General features: G+C 55.9%; 14 protein-coding genes. 11 read left to right on the top strand and 3 right to left on the bottom strand.

Translation table 11 applies throughout. The features are described 5' to 3' along the window. Positions 1 to 23 precede the first annotated feature (23 nt). From LG297_RS03830 to LG297_RS03780, 11 genes are all read left to right on the top strand, one after another. Positions 24 to 1736, top strand: coding sequence for a flagellar hook-basal body complex protein (locus tag LG297_RS03830; RefSeq protein WP_404425302.1), 1713 nt, complete (start codon positions 24 to 26; stop codon positions 1734 to 1736). Between the two features lie 358 nt (positions 1737 to 2094). Beyond that, positions 2095 to 3696 carry a flagellar basal-body MS-ring/collar protein FliF gene (gene fliF, locus LG297_RS03825; RefSeq protein WP_404426928.1) on the top strand — a complete coding sequence of 534 codons (1602 nt, stop codon included), beginning with the start codon at positions 2095 to 2097 and terminating at the stop codon, positions 3694 to 3696. Between the two features lie 81 nt (positions 3697 to 3777). Beyond that, positions 3778 to 4962 (top strand): FliH/SctL family protein, encoded by a 1185-nt coding sequence (locus LG297_RS03820; RefSeq protein ID WP_404425300.1) that lies wholly within the window; start codon positions 3778 to 3780, stop codon positions 4960 to 4962. Then, positions 4952 to 5317, top strand: a complete 366-nt coding sequence (fliN, locus tag LG297_RS03815; RefSeq protein WP_404425298.1) for a flagellar motor switch protein FliN — start codon at positions 4952 to 4954, stop codon at positions 5315 to 5317. The genes LG297_RS03820 and fliN overlap by 11 nt, the downstream gene beginning before the upstream one ends. A gap of 22 nt (positions 5318 to 5339) precedes the next feature. Next, complete coding sequence (locus LG297_RS03810; RefSeq protein WP_404425296.1) at positions 5340 to 6134, top strand: motility protein A; 795 nt, start codon at positions 5340 to 5342, stop codon at positions 6132 to 6134. A gap of 58 nt (positions 6135 to 6192) precedes the next feature. Further along, a complete protein-coding gene (locus LG297_RS03805; RefSeq protein ID WP_404425294.1) occupies positions 6193 to 7782 on the top strand; it encodes a sigma-54-dependent transcriptional regulator in 1590 nt (529 codons plus the stop codon). Between the two features lie 83 nt (positions 7783 to 7865). After that, complete coding sequence (flhA, locus tag LG297_RS03800; RefSeq protein ID WP_404425292.1) at positions 7866 to 10022, top strand: flagellar biosynthesis protein FlhA; 2157 nt, start codon at positions 7866 to 7868, stop codon at positions 10020 to 10022. A gap of 24 nt (positions 10023 to 10046) precedes the next feature. Next, a complete protein-coding gene (locus LG297_RS03795) occupies positions 10047 to 11033 on the top strand; it encodes a GTP-binding protein (RefSeq protein WP_404425290.1) in 987 nt (328 codons plus the stop codon). Next, positions 11030 to 11818, top strand: coding sequence for a MinD/ParA family protein (locus LG297_RS03790; protein WP_404425288.1), 789 nt, complete (start codon positions 11030 to 11032; stop codon positions 11816 to 11818). Before LG297_RS03795 ends, LG297_RS03790 begins: the two co-directional genes overlap by 4 nt. 4 nt (positions 11819 to 11822) lie before the next feature. After that, on the top strand, positions 11823 to 13445 hold the full coding sequence (locus tag LG297_RS03785) for a hypothetical protein (protein ID WP_404425286.1): 1623 nt from the start codon (positions 11823 to 11825) through the stop codon (positions 13443 to 13445). 101 nt (positions 13446 to 13546) lie between these two features. Further along, positions 13547 to 13948 carry a hypothetical protein gene (locus LG297_RS03780; RefSeq protein WP_404425284.1) on the top strand — a complete coding sequence of 134 codons (402 nt, stop codon included), beginning with the start codon at positions 13547 to 13549 and terminating at the stop codon, positions 13946 to 13948. On the opposite strand, the gene LG297_RS03775 is transcribed toward LG297_RS03780, so the two are convergent. The 3 genes from LG297_RS03775 to LG297_RS03765 all read right to left on the bottom strand — a co-directional run bounded on the left by LG297_RS03775 (position 13949) and on the right by LG297_RS03765 (position 17009). Next, positions 13949 to 14503: a prolyl hydroxylase family protein gene (locus tag LG297_RS03775; RefSeq protein ID WP_404425282.1), complete on the bottom strand. Its 555-nt coding sequence runs from the start codon at positions 14501 to 14503 to the stop codon at positions 13949 to 13951. Between the two features lie 135 nt (positions 14504 to 14638). Beyond that, positions 14639 to 15316: an ATP-binding cassette domain-containing protein gene (locus LG297_RS03770; protein ID WP_404425280.1), complete on the bottom strand. Its 678-nt coding sequence runs from the start codon at positions 15314 to 15316 to the stop codon at positions 14639 to 14641. A gap of 7 nt (positions 15317 to 15323) precedes the next feature. Continuing rightward, on the bottom strand, positions 15324 to 17009 hold the full coding sequence (locus LG297_RS03765; RefSeq protein ID WP_404425278.1) for an ABC transporter permease: 1686 nt from the start codon (positions 17007 to 17009) through the stop codon (positions 15324 to 15326). Between the last annotated feature and the right edge of the window lie 3 nt (positions 17010 to 17012).

Below are 17012 nucleotides of genomic sequence, written 5' to 3'. Positions count from 1 at the left end.
CCTGTAAGTGCAGGAGAATAAAAATGAGCCTTTTTGGTGCTATGATTTCCGGTGTATCCGGCCTTAATGCCCAGTCGCAAAACCTGGGCGTCATTTCGGATAACATCTCGAACCTGAACACGGTCGGTTACAAGGGTACCATCGGGCGTTTCTCGACGCTTGTCACGGAATCCGCAACCGATACCCGTTACACCCCCGGCGGTGTACGGTTCCACCCGACGGCTTTGATCAGCAAGCAGGGCTTGCTGCAGGCAACCTCGTCAAATACAGCCGCAGCAATTTCCGGCGATGGCTTTTTTGTCGTCCGCGACACAAACTCCCCCGGGTCGGACAACGAGATATTCTTCACACGTGCAGGTGATTTCAAACCTGACGATGACGGCTTTTTGCGCAACACCGCCGGGTATTACGTTCAGGGCTGGGCAACTGACCGTAACGGTGTCCTTCTTGACCCGACAGGAACGCCGACAACATCGAACAGTTCCGCGATCTCCGATCTTCAGGTTCTTGATATCAACTCGATCCTGACGGCAGCAGCATCAACCACAACCATCGAATTTGGTGCCAACCTCAACGCCAATGAAACGCCGTTGACAGGCGGTTCGGATGTTTCCACCACATTGGGTATTGACGGCACCATCGCCCTCGCTGGTCAGGCCGGTATCGCAGCCGGTGATTCGTTTGACATCGAGTATCCTGCCGGCACAGTTACGACCATCACCATCAACGCTGGTGAAACGCTTGCTGATATAGCAGCGGAAATCAGCGCGGTTACCGGCGTGACTGCAACTGCAACATCGACCGGCACTGACGATACCCTGACCATTACCGGCTCTTTTGCCGATCAGGATGTTGTCATTACCAACAACAACAACACGCCGCTGACGGCCCTTGGCTTTACCGGACCTTTCCCGGCAACGTTGGCAGCGACCTATACCGGTGGTGATCTGGCCGACGGTACTGTTGATGAAAACAACACCATGCCGGTAACAATTTATGATTCCCTTGGTACGGCGCACGTTGTCCAGTTGCAGGTCGTCAAGCTGGGCCAGAATCGCTGGGGATTTGAACTGACGGGCAGTACGGCAACAGGTGAGCTTGATGCAACCCAGCATCCAGACGGATTGATCCAGTCCGGTATCATTACCTTTAACGGTGACGGCAGCCTGCGGACCTTTACCGACAACGCCGGTACGGACTTGCTTGATGAGGAAATCACCGCGAACTGGACCAACGGGTCGAATCCAAACGAAATTACTCTTGACCTGGGCACTGTTGGCCTGACGAACGGCATTACCCAGTTTGGCGCAGGTTCGGATGCCAATGGCAACCTTGTCGAATACGACACCCGCTTCATCAACCAGAACGGCGCGCAAGCAGGTTCAATGGTGAACTATGGCTTTACCGAGGAAGGTTTCCTTCAGGTCGAGTTCGCCAACGGTGTGAAACGCCCGATCTATAAACTGGCAATCGCAACCTTCGAAGCACCTGATGAAATGGAAAACTATAGCGGTAACGTTTATCGCCAGACCCGTGAATCGGGTGACTATCTGTTGCGTGAACCGGGCCTGAACGGTGCGGGTAACGTCGTGGCGTCCGCACTTGAATCGTCGAACGTTGATCTTGCTGAAGAATTCACCAACATGATCGTCACCCAGCGTGCCTATTCGGCGAACACCAAGACGATCACCACGACCGATGAAATGCTTGACGAACTGATCCGAATCAAACGGTAACTGATTTGAGCCATCGGGGCGGGAATCCTGCCCCGATGCACTGCATGTTTACAGGGACTCGCCCGGCTTTTGCAGCCGGGCTTCTTTTTTCTGGTATAACTACCTACATAAAGGGCAGCATATTGTTATCGCCAAAGATGCAAATGATTCAAATCACTGGCGAATTTTGAACACATTACTGGGCAATAATTGCCGGTTGTTAACCTGTTCTTCAATATGCGCTTCTATTCGTAGATGATACCGGTAGCGATTGTGCGGACATCTGCCGGTCTTGGGGACAGTGATAACAATCGATCCGGAGCAGACAAACGTGGGCGGTTTATTACAAACGCTTAAAGGTCTTGGACCGACACGCCTGATGGCCATCAGTGGCGTCGGGGTGTTGCTGCTTGTATTTTTTGCATTCCTTATTATGCGTGTATCAGCACCGAATATGGAATTGCTGTATCGCGATCTTAATCCCGCGGATGCCAGCCAGATCGTTAACCGGCTCGAAGAACAGCAGGTTTCCTATCAGTTGCTCAATAATGGTACCGAAATCCTTGTCCCTGCCGATCAGGTCAATCGCATGCGTCTGTCGATGGCGGAAAGCGGCCTGCCGACCGGCGGTTCTGTCGGCTATGAAGTTTTCGACAGTGGCAGTGGCCTTGGCGCGACCAGCTTCGAACAAAATATCAACCATGTTCGCGCACTTGAAGGTGAACTGGCCCGTACCATTATCGCGATCCAGTCGATCCAGCAGGCCCGTGTGCATCTGGTTTTGCCCAAACGCCAAATGTTTTCACGCGAAACGCAGGAAGCCAGTGCATCAATTGCAGTAAAAATGTCGGGCGGCGAATTGAAACCCGAACAGGTCATTGCCATCCAGCATCTTGTCGCCGCAGCAGTACCGCAACTGACACCAGGCAAGGTCTCAATCATTGATGAACGCGGTCGCCTTCTGGCCCGTGGCGATGGCGAGGAACAATCTTCAACCTTCCTGACCCAGACCGCCGATGAAATGCGCATCCGCAACGAAAGCCGCCTGCGCAATACGATCGAAGATCTTCTGTCGCGTTCGCTCGGCTACGGCGAAGTTCGTGCCGAAGTTTCCGTCGAAATGGATTTCAACAAGGTCACGACGGCAGATGAACGCTTTAACCCTGACGAGCAGGTCGTGCGTTCCAGCCAGACGATCGAAGAGAACTCGACCAATAGCGAAACCGAAGGCACCGATCCGGTAACGCTGCAAAACAACTTGCCTGACGCCGACTTTGGTGGTGGACAAGGAGCAGGCACCAGCAGCCAGGAAGAACGCACCGAAGAAACCGTCAATTACGAAATTTCCAAAACCACCACCACCAAGGTCAAGGAAATTGGCGAAATTTCGCGTGTGACGGTTGCAGTACTGGTCGATGGCACCTACACAACAGACGAGAACGGGGAAAGGCTTTATCAGGAACGCAGCCCCGAAGAACTGGAAAAAATCGCCGCCCTGGTACGCAGTACAATTGGCTATGACCCGGCGCGAAGCGACCAGGTCGAAGTGATCAACATGCAATTCGCCGACACGGCAGACCTGTTCCCGGATGAAGATGTCGAAACATTCCTTGGCCTCGACAAGGCCGAGATTTTCCGCATCGCCGAGATGCTGGTACTGGCCATTGTCGCAATTCTGGTCATCCTTCTGGTGGTTCGTCCTCTTCTGACCCGAGCGTTCGAGACCCTGCCAAGTGCTGCCGACATGGCCCAACGCCAGTTGCTCGCCGATGACATGACAGCAGAAGGCACCCCGGCCCTGACAGGACCATCGCCGGTGCCGATGGCCCCCGGGATGGAAGACAGCGAGGAACTGATCAACCTTTCGATGGTTGAGGGTCGTGTCAAAGCGTCCTCGGTCAAGAAAATCGGCGAGATTGTCGAAAAACATCCGGAAGAAGCTTTGGCGATCATTCGCAACTGGCTGTATCAGGAAACCTGATATGCCTGACGGTCCAATCATGGGCAGGGTGGCATAACGCCACCGGCCTGCTTGTCGCACAAACCAAACTGGCGGTTCGATATGACGGCCATTGAAAAATTCAAGTTTTCGCTCAGTTTCGATGATGCCGATAACGTCATTCGGTCATCCGGCGCGGATGACGAGCATTATTCTGTTGGCAAAAAGAAAAAAAAGCCCGAAGACGAAACACCGCCTCCGCCGCCGCTGGTTTACACCGAAGAACAGGCCGCAGAGATGATCGCCGCGGCTGAAACTGCCGCACGCGAAGCCGCCGACGCCGAAGGTTTTTCCAGGGGGCTTGAACAGGGCCGGACGGAAATACGAACGTCGCTGGAACAAGCCATGACCGAGGCGGCAGCAAGGATTGCCGATGCCCTTGCCCGGATTGATGAACAACAAAAACGCGCCAATGCCCGTATCAACGAGGATGCCATTCATGTCGCGGTTGGCATCATGCGTAAAATCGCCCCGGCCTGGTCAAAACAGTTTGAACTGACCGAAATTGAAAGCATCGTCCGCCAATGTCTCGCAAATCTGTTCGATGCCCCCAAGGTGATCGTTCAGGTGCATCCCGATATTGCCGATATGGTTTCGGAAAATGTCGAAAAAATCGCGCAGTCCCGCGGCTTTTCCGGCAAAGTCGGGGTTGTCGGGGAATCCGATGTCGACCTTGGTGACTGTCATGTCTCCTGGGGCGACGGCACGGCGGTTCGCGATACCAAGCGCATCTGGGCAGAAATCAACGATATTGTTGAACGCGCCCTTGAGGCACACGGCGAAGAGCACGAGCTCGAAGACAGTGACATGGGCGATCCCGCTGTTCAAAATACCACCCGTGCCGACCTTCCGCCCCAGCAGCCTCCGACCCGGTCTGAACCGCCATTGACCGCAGACATTCCGGTTTCGGCAGCAGAATCAGGGGTAACGAACGCGGCACCAGATGCCCCCGGGATACCGGCATCTCCAACATTAGACGATCAGATCGGTGATAGTGGAACCGGATCACACTCTACCCGTGTATCAACTGACCAGATTGAAGAAGGTCATGGTACAGAACAGGTTATTATGCCAACATCCCCCCGGGATGATGCGTCGCACACTCGAACCCGGATTGACGAGAAAAATGATCAGCTACAACAGGATGGGAACCCGTTGCAGACCGGTCACAAGCCCGAAGCCCAGCCCGAAACGAAAATCGACGTGACGCAGGAAGCCAAAGGATCAGGAGACGAAAATGGCCGATGATGACGATCTTGAACTCTCGGAACTCGACAACAATGATGATATCGAGTTAGAGGGCGAAGGCACCGAACTTCTGGCCGCCGCCGAGATCGGCAGCGATGCCATGAAGACGTCCAAGGATCTTGAAGCGGTATACGACATTCCCGTTCAGGTTTCAGCGGTCCTTGGAAAAGCAACCATGCAGGTAAGCCAGTTGCTGAAACTGGGGCGTGGTGCCGTTGTAGAGCTTGACCGCAAGGTTGGGGAAGCTATTGATATCTATGTAAACAACCGTCTGGTCGCTCGCGGCGAAGTGGTGGTTGTCGAAGACCGTCTGGGGGTAACCATGACGGAAATCATCAAGTCCGAGAAAAACTAGTCTTTTGAGAGGATGAGCGGGTATGGCGGACGGGGGGACTAAAACGTCGTTTGATATCGCGACGGTCGCGGGGTTGGCTATTGGCTTCGCGCTTGTTATTGCGGCGATTGTATTGGGGGGATCGCCCGGGGCATTTATCGATATTCCGTCCGTCCTGATCGTGATCGGTGGGACGGCCTCGATTACCGCTGTCTGTTTTGCTCTTGGCGAGTTTCTGGGCGTTGGCAAAATTCTGATGCGCACGATTTTTCACAAATCGCGCAACCCGGCCGACGCTGCCCTGCAAATCCTCCAACTGGCTGAAATCGCCCGCAAGGGCGGGGTTCTGTCATTGCAGGGCCATCTCGACAGCCTGCAAAGCGAAGAATATCTTTGGAAGGGGTTATCGCTGGTCGTTGACGGCACACCACCCGAAGAAGTCGAAGCCATCATGCGCAAGGACATGAACGCCACCATCGGACGACACCAGAAAGGTGCCAATATTATGAAAAAGGCTGGCGATATCGCGCCAGCCATGGGCCTGATCGGCACGCTGATCGGTCTGGTCCAGATGCTTGGCAACCTTGATGATCCATCCTCGATCGGGCCGTCCATGGCCGTTGCCCTTCTCACGACTTTCTATGGTGCTGTGCTGGCAAACATGGTGTTTATGCCGCTTGCCGCCAAACTAGAACGCAACTCGGGCGAAGAAGAACTTTTGAATTCGGTTTACATGGTGGGGGCCGTTTCCATCGGACGGCAGGAAAACCCCCGTCGACTGGAAATGCTGATCAACTCCATCCTGCCCCCGTCAAAGCGGGTCAGCTATTTCGATTGATCGGTATGATCCGCCAATTGAAACTGCCACTGGAAACGAAGCGGAAAGAGATGAGACTATGCAGGTATTGATCGTTGGTGGACTGGGCGGTCAGATCGGCGCAGCCAGCAAGATCGCGATGGCACGCGGCGCAACAGTCCAGTTGGCCGAAAGTGTCACAACATCGCTGAATATCCTGCGCGCAGGCAACCGTATCGATCTGGTTATGGCCGACATCGCCCTTGATGTTGCGGCCCTGATCGAAGCGATGCATCGTGAACGCATCAATGTCCCGGTTGTGGCCTGCGGTATCGGCAATGATATCAATGGTGCGGTTAACGCGATCAAGGCCGGGGCACAGGAATTCATTCCCCTGCCGCCCGAAGCAGCCCTGATCGCGGCAATCTTTGAGGCCGTTACCGAAGAAAGCCATGCCCTGATCCATCGCGATGCCCGCATGGCGGAAACCCTTCGTCTGGCAACCCAGGTCGCCAACAGTTCCGCCTCCATTCTGATCACCGGGGAAAGCGGCACCGGCAAGGAAATCATCTCGCGCTTTGTTCATCGCAAATCCAACCGGGCGGACAAGCCGTTCGTAGCTGTGAACTGTGCCGCGATCCCCGACAACCTTCTGGAATCCGAACTGTTCGGGCATGAAAAGGGCGCATTTACCGGCGCACAGGCCCGGCGCATCGGCAAGTTCGAAGAAGCCAATGGCGGCACACTTTTGCTTGATGAAATCAGCGAAATGGATGTCCGCCTGCAGGCAAAACTGCTGCGTGCCATTCAGGAAAAGGAAATCGACCGTCTGGGTGGCAAAAGCCCGGTCAAGGTCGATGTCCGCATTCTCGCGACCTCGAACCGCAATCTTGAGGCCGAAGTCAATGCCGGCAACTTCCGCGAAGATTTGTATTTCCGTCTGAACGTCGTCAATCTCGATATTCCTTCGCTGCGTGAACGGCCTGACGATATTCCGGTTCTGGCGGAATTCTTTGTTAAAAAATACTCAGATGCCAACGATGTTCCGATCCGCCCGATCAGCCCGCTTGCCATAGCACGACTGCGCAGCCATCACTGGCGCGGCAACGTTCGTGAACTGGAAAACACCATGCATCGTGCGGTTCTGATCGCCGGGCCAACAGAAATCGGCCCTGAAGCCATCATGCTGTCAGGCGCTGGCAGCACCGAGCCGGGATGGCAATCCGCCCCGGCCCCTGAAGCTGTCTCCGCAGCGCCAACACCGGGACCGGGCCCCGCAAACCCCGCACCAAGCGCCCCGTCACGCGCGAGTTCGGCCTATGCCAATGCCAACGCAGCCTATGGCGGTGCAGCCTATCGTGCGGCCAGCCCGACGCCACAGGCACCCGCACCGCAAACATCTGCCCCCCGGGAAGATGAATATGATGATTATACATCCCCATCGGCCGAACCCGGCAATTATGAAGCAGATACCCCCCATGATGATTCTTCGGTCACCGCCGCACTTGTCGGTCGCACTGTCGCCGATGTCGAACGCGATCTGATCATCGATACGCTAAAACATTGTTTCGGCAACCGGACCCATGCGGCCAACATTCTGGGAATTTCGATCCGCACGTTGCGTAACAAACTGCGTCAATATACCGACGAAGGACTTATCGTGCCGCAACCCGGCAATGTTCAGGACTGATTATTACAAAACAACCGGCGCACCCCATATCAGGAAGGGGGTGCATTCCCGGGACCAGCAACACAGGGTAACCAGCAGGCAATATGGCCGACGGTCGAGACATCACACCGGCAGGATCTGACGGATCGCAAGGACCCGGCGGCGCAGGCGGCCTGAACATGGCGGGCATCCAGTCACGCCTGCGTTCGGCGATGAGACGTGGCGATATCGCCATGGCGCTCGGCTTTATCCTGATCCTTGCGGTCATGATGTTTCCGATGCCACCATGGCTGCTCGATTTCCTGCTGGCATTATCGATCAGTTTCTCGGTGCTGATCCTGATGACCGCCCTGTTCATCCAGAAACCGCTGGAATTCAACTCTTTCCCTATGATCCTGCTGGTGGCGACGTCACTTCGGCTGGCGCTGAATATTGCAACAACGCGGCTTATTCTTGGACACGGGCACGAAGGCACCCATGCCGCCGGGGCCGTGATCGAGGCGTTTGGCAGTTTCCTGATCTCGGGAAATTTCGTGATCGGGATCATTGTTTTTGCAATCCTTGTGATCATCAACTTTGTGGTTATCACCAAGGGTTCGGGTCGTATCGCCGAAGTCGCCGCCCGTTTCACCCTTGATGCCATGCCCGGCAAACAGATGGCGATTGACGCCGATCTGTCGTCCGGCCTGATCAACGAGACACAGGCAAAGGCACGCCGCAAGGAACTGGAAGACGAAAGCTCGTTCTTCGGTTCCATGGATGGTGCATCGAAATTCGTGCGAGGCGATGCTGTCGCCGGTATCCTGATCACCTTTATCAACGTGATTGGCGGCATCATCATCGGCACGGCCCAGATGGGATTGTCACTTGCCGAAGCCACCGAAACTTACACGATCCTGACGGTCGGTGACGGTCTGGTATCGCAAATCCCCGCCCTGATCGTATCGACCGCCGCCGGTCTTCTGGTGACCAAAGGCGGCCTTGACGGTGCGACGGAAAAGGCCGTTTTCGGGCAGGTCAGCAACTACCCCGCCGCCCTCGGCGTCGCCGCGGCCATGATGGCAGGCATGTCACTTTTGCCCGGTATTCCGATGATCTGGTTCCTTGGTCTGGCGATTGTGCTGGGTTATCTTGCATGGCATCTGGGCAAAAAGCAGAAAGAGGCTGCCGCCAGCGCCCAGATGGAAGAAGCCCAGACTGCAGCCGATGCCGCAGGCCCGCCGCCAGAAGAACCGATCGCCAATGCGCTTCGCATGGATTATGTGCGGCTTGAGCTCGGTTATGGCCTGCTGTCGCTGATCAGCACCGAACGCGGCCAGAAACTGACCGATCAGATCAAGGCACTGCGCCGTCAGCTTGCCACCGATATGGGTTTTGTCATGCCCAGTGTGCGCATTCAGGACAATATGCAATTGCCTGCCAACACCTATGTACTTCGCGTCAAGGAGATCGAGGCAGGCCGTGGCGACCTTCGTCCCAATATGCTGCTGGTCATGGACCCGAGGGGCGAGGAAATCACCCTTGCCGGTGAAAAGACCATGGAACCGACCTTCAACCTGCCGGCCATGTGGATTGAGCAGGGCATGAAGGAAGAGGCCATGTTCCGTGGCTATACCGTTGTCGATCCCCAAACTGTGATCACCACCCACATTACAGAGGTGATCAAGGATCATATGCCCGAACTTCTGTCCTATGCCGAAACGCAAAAGCTTCTGGATGAACTCGATGAGGACCAGAAAAAACTGGTCGAGGATATCGTACCGAGTCAGGTTTCCGTTGGCGGGGTTCAGCGCGTTCTGCAAAACCTTCTGACCGAACGCATTTCGATCCGCGATCTGCCAACCATCCTCGAAGGGATCGCGGAATCAACCGCCTTTACCCGAAACCCGACCTTTATGACCGAGCATGTCAGATCCCGTCTTGCCCGTCAGTTGTCGGATGTGAATACCAACCATGATGGCGTGATCCCGCTGGTAACCCTGTCCCCGCAGTGGGAACAGATATTTGCCGAAAGTCTGGTTGGCTCCGGCGAGGAAAAGCAATTGTCAATCCCGCCAAGCCAGCTTCAGGAATTCATCAACAAGGTTCGCACCACGTTCGAACGACTTGGCATGATGGGCGAAAGCCCGGTTCTTTTGACCAGTCCCGGCATTCGTCCCTATGTCCGATCCATCGTCGAACGGTTCCGTCCAACCACCGTTGTCATGTCGCAGAACGAAATCCATCCCAAGGCCCAACTCAAAACCATGGGGCAGATATGATGATCCGTTGCGAGGGGACAGCATATGCGCCTTAAGACGTTCAGCGCCCCGACCATGACCGAGGCAATGGCACTGGTCAAAGACCATATGGGATCGGATGCCATCATCGTATCGACCCAGGATATTCCGGGGACAGGCGTGCGCCTGACGGCTGCTCTGGATCGCGATCCCGACCTTGATTTTGATATCGCCGATCAGGGACCGCCGGGCCATCAGGAACTGCTTGATCACGCCGAAGAGGCATTGCTGCGCCATAATCTGCCCGAACGGCTGCGCCTGCGGCTGTTCGACCTGATGGGCCGCGAAAGTGGGGCGACCAATGCACAGCAACTTCTGGCTTCAGCACTGGACGAAATTTTCGATTTCTCTCCCCTCCCGGAAAAGAACACGCCGCGCGCGCTTGCTTTTGTCGGGCCGCCCGGTTGTGGAAAAACACTGGCCGTCGCCAAAACAGCGGCACGCGCCGTCATGAAAAAGCGTAAAGTCGCGGTTCTGACCACCGATTACAAACGTGCAGGCGGTGTTGCCCAACTCGAAGCCTTTACCCGTATTCTGAACATCAAGCTGACGCTGGTCAGGACCCCTGAAGAGTTCAAATCGCAATTTGCCCGTGTTCGGGATGCCGATATGGTTCTGGTCGACACGGCAAGCTGCAATCCCTATGTCGATACCGATATCAAGGCACTGGGCGGTTTCATGTCCGTGGTGCCCAGCGAACCGGTCCTGGTTAATCCCGCCGGGCTTGATGCCGACGAATGTGCCGATATCGCAAATGCCTTTGCCGATTGCGGTGTTTCGCGCATGGTGATTTCCAGACTGGATGTTGCATCGCGCCTTGGCGGCGCGCTATACGGTGCGGATTCAGGAAATCTTTCCCTTTGCAATGTCAGTATGACCGCTCAGGTTGCAGACGGCCTGACCGCAATAAGCCCCGTCGCCCTGGCCAAACTTCTGATACCGTCCCATCGCGCCGAGAACGCGAAACCGAGTTTCTCCGAGGTCGTGAAATGACTGCCAAGTCTGATGAAGTATCCAAAACCGCTCCGCGCGCCAAAGGCCGCAACGTCCTTGCCATTGCATCTGGCAAGGGTGGTGTGGGCAAGACCTGGTTTGCCATTACTCTGACCCATTCGCTGGTGCGCGAAGGTAAAAAGGCCCTGCTGTTTGATGGTGATCTTGGTCTTGCCAATATCGATATTCAGCTTGGCCTGATGCCCAAACATGATCTGGGCGGGGTTATTTCCGGACGGATCGGTTTGCGCGATGCGGTCACCCATTTCCCCGATGGCGGGTTCGACATCATTGCAGGGCGTAGCGGATCTGGCAGTCTTGCCAATCTGCCGGCCACCCGCCTTCAGGCCCTGTCAGACGATCTGATCCAGACAGGCAAAAGCTATGACAAGGTCCTGATCGACCTTGGCGCGGGTGTTGATCAGGGTGTGCGTCAGATGACAAGTCTTGCCAACACGGTAATTGTCATCACCAACGGTGACCCGACCTCTCTTACCGATGCCTATGCCTTTATCAAGGTCACCCATATGGCGCGCCCCAAAACCGATATCCGGGTCGTGGTCAATATGGCCAAGGACCGCAAGGAAGGCGAAGCGATCTACAACAAGCTTCTTAAAGCCTGCGAAGGTTTCCTGAAAATCAGTCCGCCACTTCTGGGCGTTATACGTACCGATACGCGTGTTTCCGAATGTATCCGTTCGCAAACCCCGCTTCTGATGCGTCATCCCAATTGCGATGCCGCGCACGACATGGAAGCCATCACGCAAAAATTGCTGGAGGGCTGATGCCATGACGATCCCGCCCCAGGCCATTCCTCCCGGCACCACTGTTGGTGGTCAAGGTGGTGCGGCTTCGGGGGGACCAGGTGCGACACCGGCTCAGGTCAGTGCCGCCCAGCAGGTCGCCAATGCCATTGCCAAACTGCCGGTCGAAAGTCTTCTGCAGGCAGCCGTTCAATCGCGTTCCGGCAATGAATTGACCCTTCTGACCGCTCTGGGTCAGGTGAATATAAAGCTTCCCACGCCGCTTCCCGCCAATCTTGGTGACCTGCTGTGGGTTCGCATCATGCCCCAGGGGCACCCGCAACAGGGGAGCGATCCGGCAGCAACCCTTCGCCTTCAGGTTCTGCCGCAAACACTGACACCGGGCCCAACCGGAACCGGCAGCAGTTTGCCGACGGCGAGTATCAACAGCAATCCGCTGATCCCCGGTCAAACCTTTAGCGCCATCACAACAAGCAACCTGACCCTGCCAAATGGCAGTCAGTTGCCCGCAGGCAGCCAGACGCAGATTGTCTTTGTCGGTCAGGGTGCTGTCAGCGCCGGAAAAGCCGCCCAGATTGCAAATATGACCGCGCCGGGAACACCAACCGGAATACCAACCGCAACGACACCGGTCATCACGTCCTCTGGCACACTTCCAACACCATCCGCCGCTGGCCTTGCCGGTCAGGCCGTTGCAGGCGGGTCTGGCGGTACAACCCCGACACCGCTCGTCCTGACAGGAACGGTTCTGCCCCCCGATAGCGCCGAAGCCCGTATGTTGCCAAACGGTTTTACCGCCCTTCGCACGTCTGCCGGTGTCGTTGGCATCAAATTGCCAATGCCTGCGCCGGTGGGCGCGACCCTGTCGTTCAGTGTTGATGCCAACACCGCCGCCGGACGCGGCACCCAAATCCCGCAAATGATGACCGAGGCAGAATTGATCTCGCGCGGCCAGAACGCTGCCCTTTCGCGTGATTGGGGCAGTTTGCAGCAGGCGGTGACCGCATTGGTGCAACACGACCCGGCGGCGGCGGCGGCGCTTCTGAACAATATTCCGCAGGCCGGACCGAAACTGACAACTACCATGATGTTCTTTTTCGCCGCCATGACCGGCCCCGGCGGCACGGCACGTGGCTGGATGGGGGATCGCGCCAGCAACAGTCTGTCATCGATTGATGGGAACGGCGACGATATCCTTAAAAAGCTTGAAGGCGATTTCAGCAGACTGCGGGGCATGGTCGCCGATGAACGCCCGGATGGCTGGCGCGTGATGCCGATGCCGTTTCAGATGGGTGATCGTATCGAACAGGTTCGGCTTGCCTGGCGACACGGTGACGAGGAAAACGAAAAAGGCGAAAAGGAAGAGCCCGGCACACGCTTTCTTCTCGACCTGTCTTTTAGCGAGGTCGGCCATACCCAGCTTGACGGTCTGGTAAAGGGTGAAGGCAACAAGTTCGACCTGATCGTTCGTACCGAAAACCCGCTGCAATCGGTTAACCGCGATGATATCCGCGGCATCTTCCGCGAGGCATTGCAAATTTCCGGCTATAACGGGCATCTGATTTTTCAGGATGGCTCGCGCTTTGTCGAGATTGCTCCGCCTGCCAACGAACCCGGCCACGGATCTCATCACGGGATCGAGGCATGAATTCACATGCCAGCCCGTCATGTCATTGAAATGAAGGCTTTTCGATACTGACGGGCAGGAGTAATCTTGAATACTCATATGAATAAACGCAGGTAGCGCCGATGCTGGAAATATTTGAACGTCGAAACCTGTTGCTGACCGAACATAATCCGGGTGCACAGCTTGACTATGTCGTGACGCTGCAAAGCGAACTGGCCGGATGCGAAACCGTCTTTCCGGCGCGCATGACGCTGCGTTATGTACCTGACCGGCTGATCCTTAAACCGGATTGTCTGGCGGCATATTTTGCCGAAATCGCCCGTATCCCGTTCGACAATTTCGAAACGGCAGCCGTACTGCTGATGGAAGATTTCAACAATGAAATCATTCCGCGCTGGATCAATTTGCGCCTTGATAAACAAAAGGCCGACAATGCCAGCGTCCAGCACCACGAAGCCGCTCTGGAAGACCGCCAGCCCAAATGGCACAATCCGCGCCTTCTGGACCGGCTGGAACGGTACTGATCAGCGGAACGGTGTTCCGTGCACCCATTGGGTCAGAGAATAGCGCAGGCCTGCCGTCGTCGGTGCGACGCGGTGCAAAACAAAACTCGGGAAAAAGATTGCAGTACCGCGTTCCATCGGCGCATCAAAAACATGCCCCGCCGGGTTTAATTGCAGCAAACCGCCTTCATACTGATCAGGTTCGGAAAGCTGGATCACCATGGTCAGTTTGCGGCGGCGTGCGACATCCGATGCGCCAACGTCGCTGTGCCAGTCATAGTGACCGCGCTGATCCCCGGCATAGCAGGCGATCTGCGCATCTTCGGCAAATTCCGACAAAGAAAAATCAAACACATTGCGGTTTACATCCGCAACCATGTCAACGATCCGGCGCATGACGACCGGTTCCTGTGTTTCATTGAACCAGGTGATCTGCGACCGGCGGATATGGCTTGCCGACTGTCCCTGAACAAGGCCACCATCGTCAAGTTCTTGCGAAAATCCGTCAATCAGTCGATCACAGGTTGCAGTATCAAGCGCATCCGGGACGATCGCATACATTTCTTCTGGAAACATTCACGACATTCTCCAATGCCGCATGGGCCTTTGATTTCGTGTTTCGGGCCCAAGACAATTCTTTGCGGTGCGTTTGTCTTAGGGCCAAACGCCGGGATTGACCAGCGAGAAAATCATGCAAGAACCGCCTGCATGCTATACCGGATTTACGATCCTGCCGCTGGCTGCCGCCCCGTCATCGGGATCATGGGTCACCATCAGGGTTGGCAAACCACGCAACCGCGCCTGTTCAAAAACAAATGTCCTGATCTGATCACGTAACTCGGTATCAAGCTTGGAAAAAGGTTCATCGAGCAAAAGTGCGCCGGGCTCGGACAGCAACACCCGCATAAGGGCAACACGCGCACGCTGCCCGCCGGATAATGTCGCCGGATCACGGTTGGCAAAACCACCAAGCCCCGCACTTTCCAGCGCGTCCTCGATACGAGTTCTGCGTTCTACCCGCCCCCGAACACTTGATGGCAGGGCAAACGCCAGATTGCCGCCAACCGATAAATGCGGAAACAGAAGGTCATCCTGAAACAGGATACCGACATGGCGATCCTGCGGTGCCAAACCGTCCAGCACTTGTCCGTTCAGGACAACCTGCCCGCTAACCTCAAACCCGGCGGTTTCGCCCACCGGCAATGTTCCGCAAATATAGGCCAGCAGACTTGATTTTCCCGAACCACTCGGCCCCATCAGCGTCACGATCTCGCCCGGAGTGATGATGGTATCAATATCAACCAGCACACGCCCGTTCAGGCGAATGAAAACCCGGCGTAATTCAAGCCCTGTGACGGGGGTATTATTGCTGGCTGATGTGCTGTTCATCGGCTGATCATATCCTGTTTCGGTTTCCCATGCCGCGCCGGTGGCGGAACAAAACCGCCGGAATCAGAAGGGCCAGGGCAAAACCGGCAAAGGGCAGGATCATTTGCAAAAGCCCGTAAATCCCGATCATTCGCCGGTCTCCGCCTGATGCCAGTGCTACCGCCTCGGTCGTTACCGTCGCAAATCGCCCCGCCCCGATCAAAAGGGTTGGCAGATACTGCCCGACACTGACCGCAATGCCGACTGCAAAGGCGGTCAGAACCGCGCGGGTCAATAATGGTAAGCGGACCAACCAGAACACCCGCGCCGGTGATGCACCAAGGCATAAGGCGGTTTGCCCATATCGAGGGTCAAGGGCGCGAAACGGATCGGCAAGTGAGAGAAAGATATAGGGCAGCACAAAGATCAAATGAACGATCACGACGGAAATCAACGTTCGTTCCAGCCCGATGCCGGTAAAAAACACCTGAAGCCCGAACATGAAGCTGATTTGCGGCATCAAAAGCGGCAGGTAAATCAACAATATCACCCCCTGCCCCGGTTTTTGAAACCGGCGGGTTTCGTTTTCAAGACATCCCAGAACCAGCGTAATCGCAATCCCGACAGATAGAATGGCAATCACCAATGTCGTCCAAAGTGTCGCCCCCAGCATGCCATATTCGCGCATCCAAAGACGTAGACTGAAATCGCGTGGCAGAAATTCCGGAAAGGACCAATAGCCGGCAAGGCTCCAGACCAGAAGGCTGGCCAAACCCAAAAACACCGCCGCCGCAGACAGGATTGCCACCCCGGCGGCAAAGCTTCGAACGCTATCATCGCGTCGCCCGCGCATGCCGCCTTGGGCCCAGGCTCGGCCCCACCGAGCCACAAGCATCTCCCCGCCCCGCCAGATCGCCATTGCCATCAAAACAAGGATCAATTGCAACATGGCACCGGCAGAGGCCAGAAAACGATGCGACAGGTCCGGGTCGGACAACCAGCCAAGAATACGAACCGCCAATGGTGCGGGTGTCGTCGGACCAAGGATCATCGCAACATCGACAACCGATGCCGAATAGGCCAGCACCGCCAATACCGGCAGACGGATTTGCGGATAGACCCGTGGCAAAACGGTTTTAAGCCAGCCCACCACCCGACCATATCCAAGTGTTAAGGCCACATGCTGCGTCCGGTCCGCATCGGACTGCGGTAAGGCCGCGAGCGTCATCAACAATAAAAACGGGATTTCCTTGGCGACCAGCCCGGCAATCAGAGCTATTCCCAACGGATCCTGCAAAGTTACAATATCGGGCGGGCGGTCCCACCCGGCAATTGGTGCGACCGCCCGAACAATCCAGCCGGTCGGCGCGATCAGAAAAGCCAGCCCAAAGGCCGCCGCAGCATGTGGCACAGACAGGATCGGCGACAGCAATCGCTGCATCACACCAAAAATCCGCGTTCCCTGCCACGCGGCGCAAAACAGCATGACAATTAAAAATGAGATCAGTGTCGCGAGCAGACCATTGACCAGTGACAGCCGGATCGAAATGCCAAGCCCCGGCTGATCAAACAAATCCCGCCATGGATCAATCGATATTCCATCACCACCAAGCGCCGGAAGATACCCAAATGCCGGTAATATCGTCCCGATCAGCCCGGCACAGACCGGGCCGATCATCAGCATGAGGGTAAAAGCCGGAATGAACCGCAGCATAGG

It is taken from the genome of Thalassospira australica (assembly GCF_044790785.1).
GTDB classification, from domain to species: domain Bacteria; phylum Pseudomonadota; class Alphaproteobacteria; order Rhodospirillales; family Thalassospiraceae; genus Thalassospira; species Thalassospira australica_A.
Note: the sequence above shows the minus strand (reverse complement) of the source record. Positions and strands in the feature narration are given on the sequence as shown.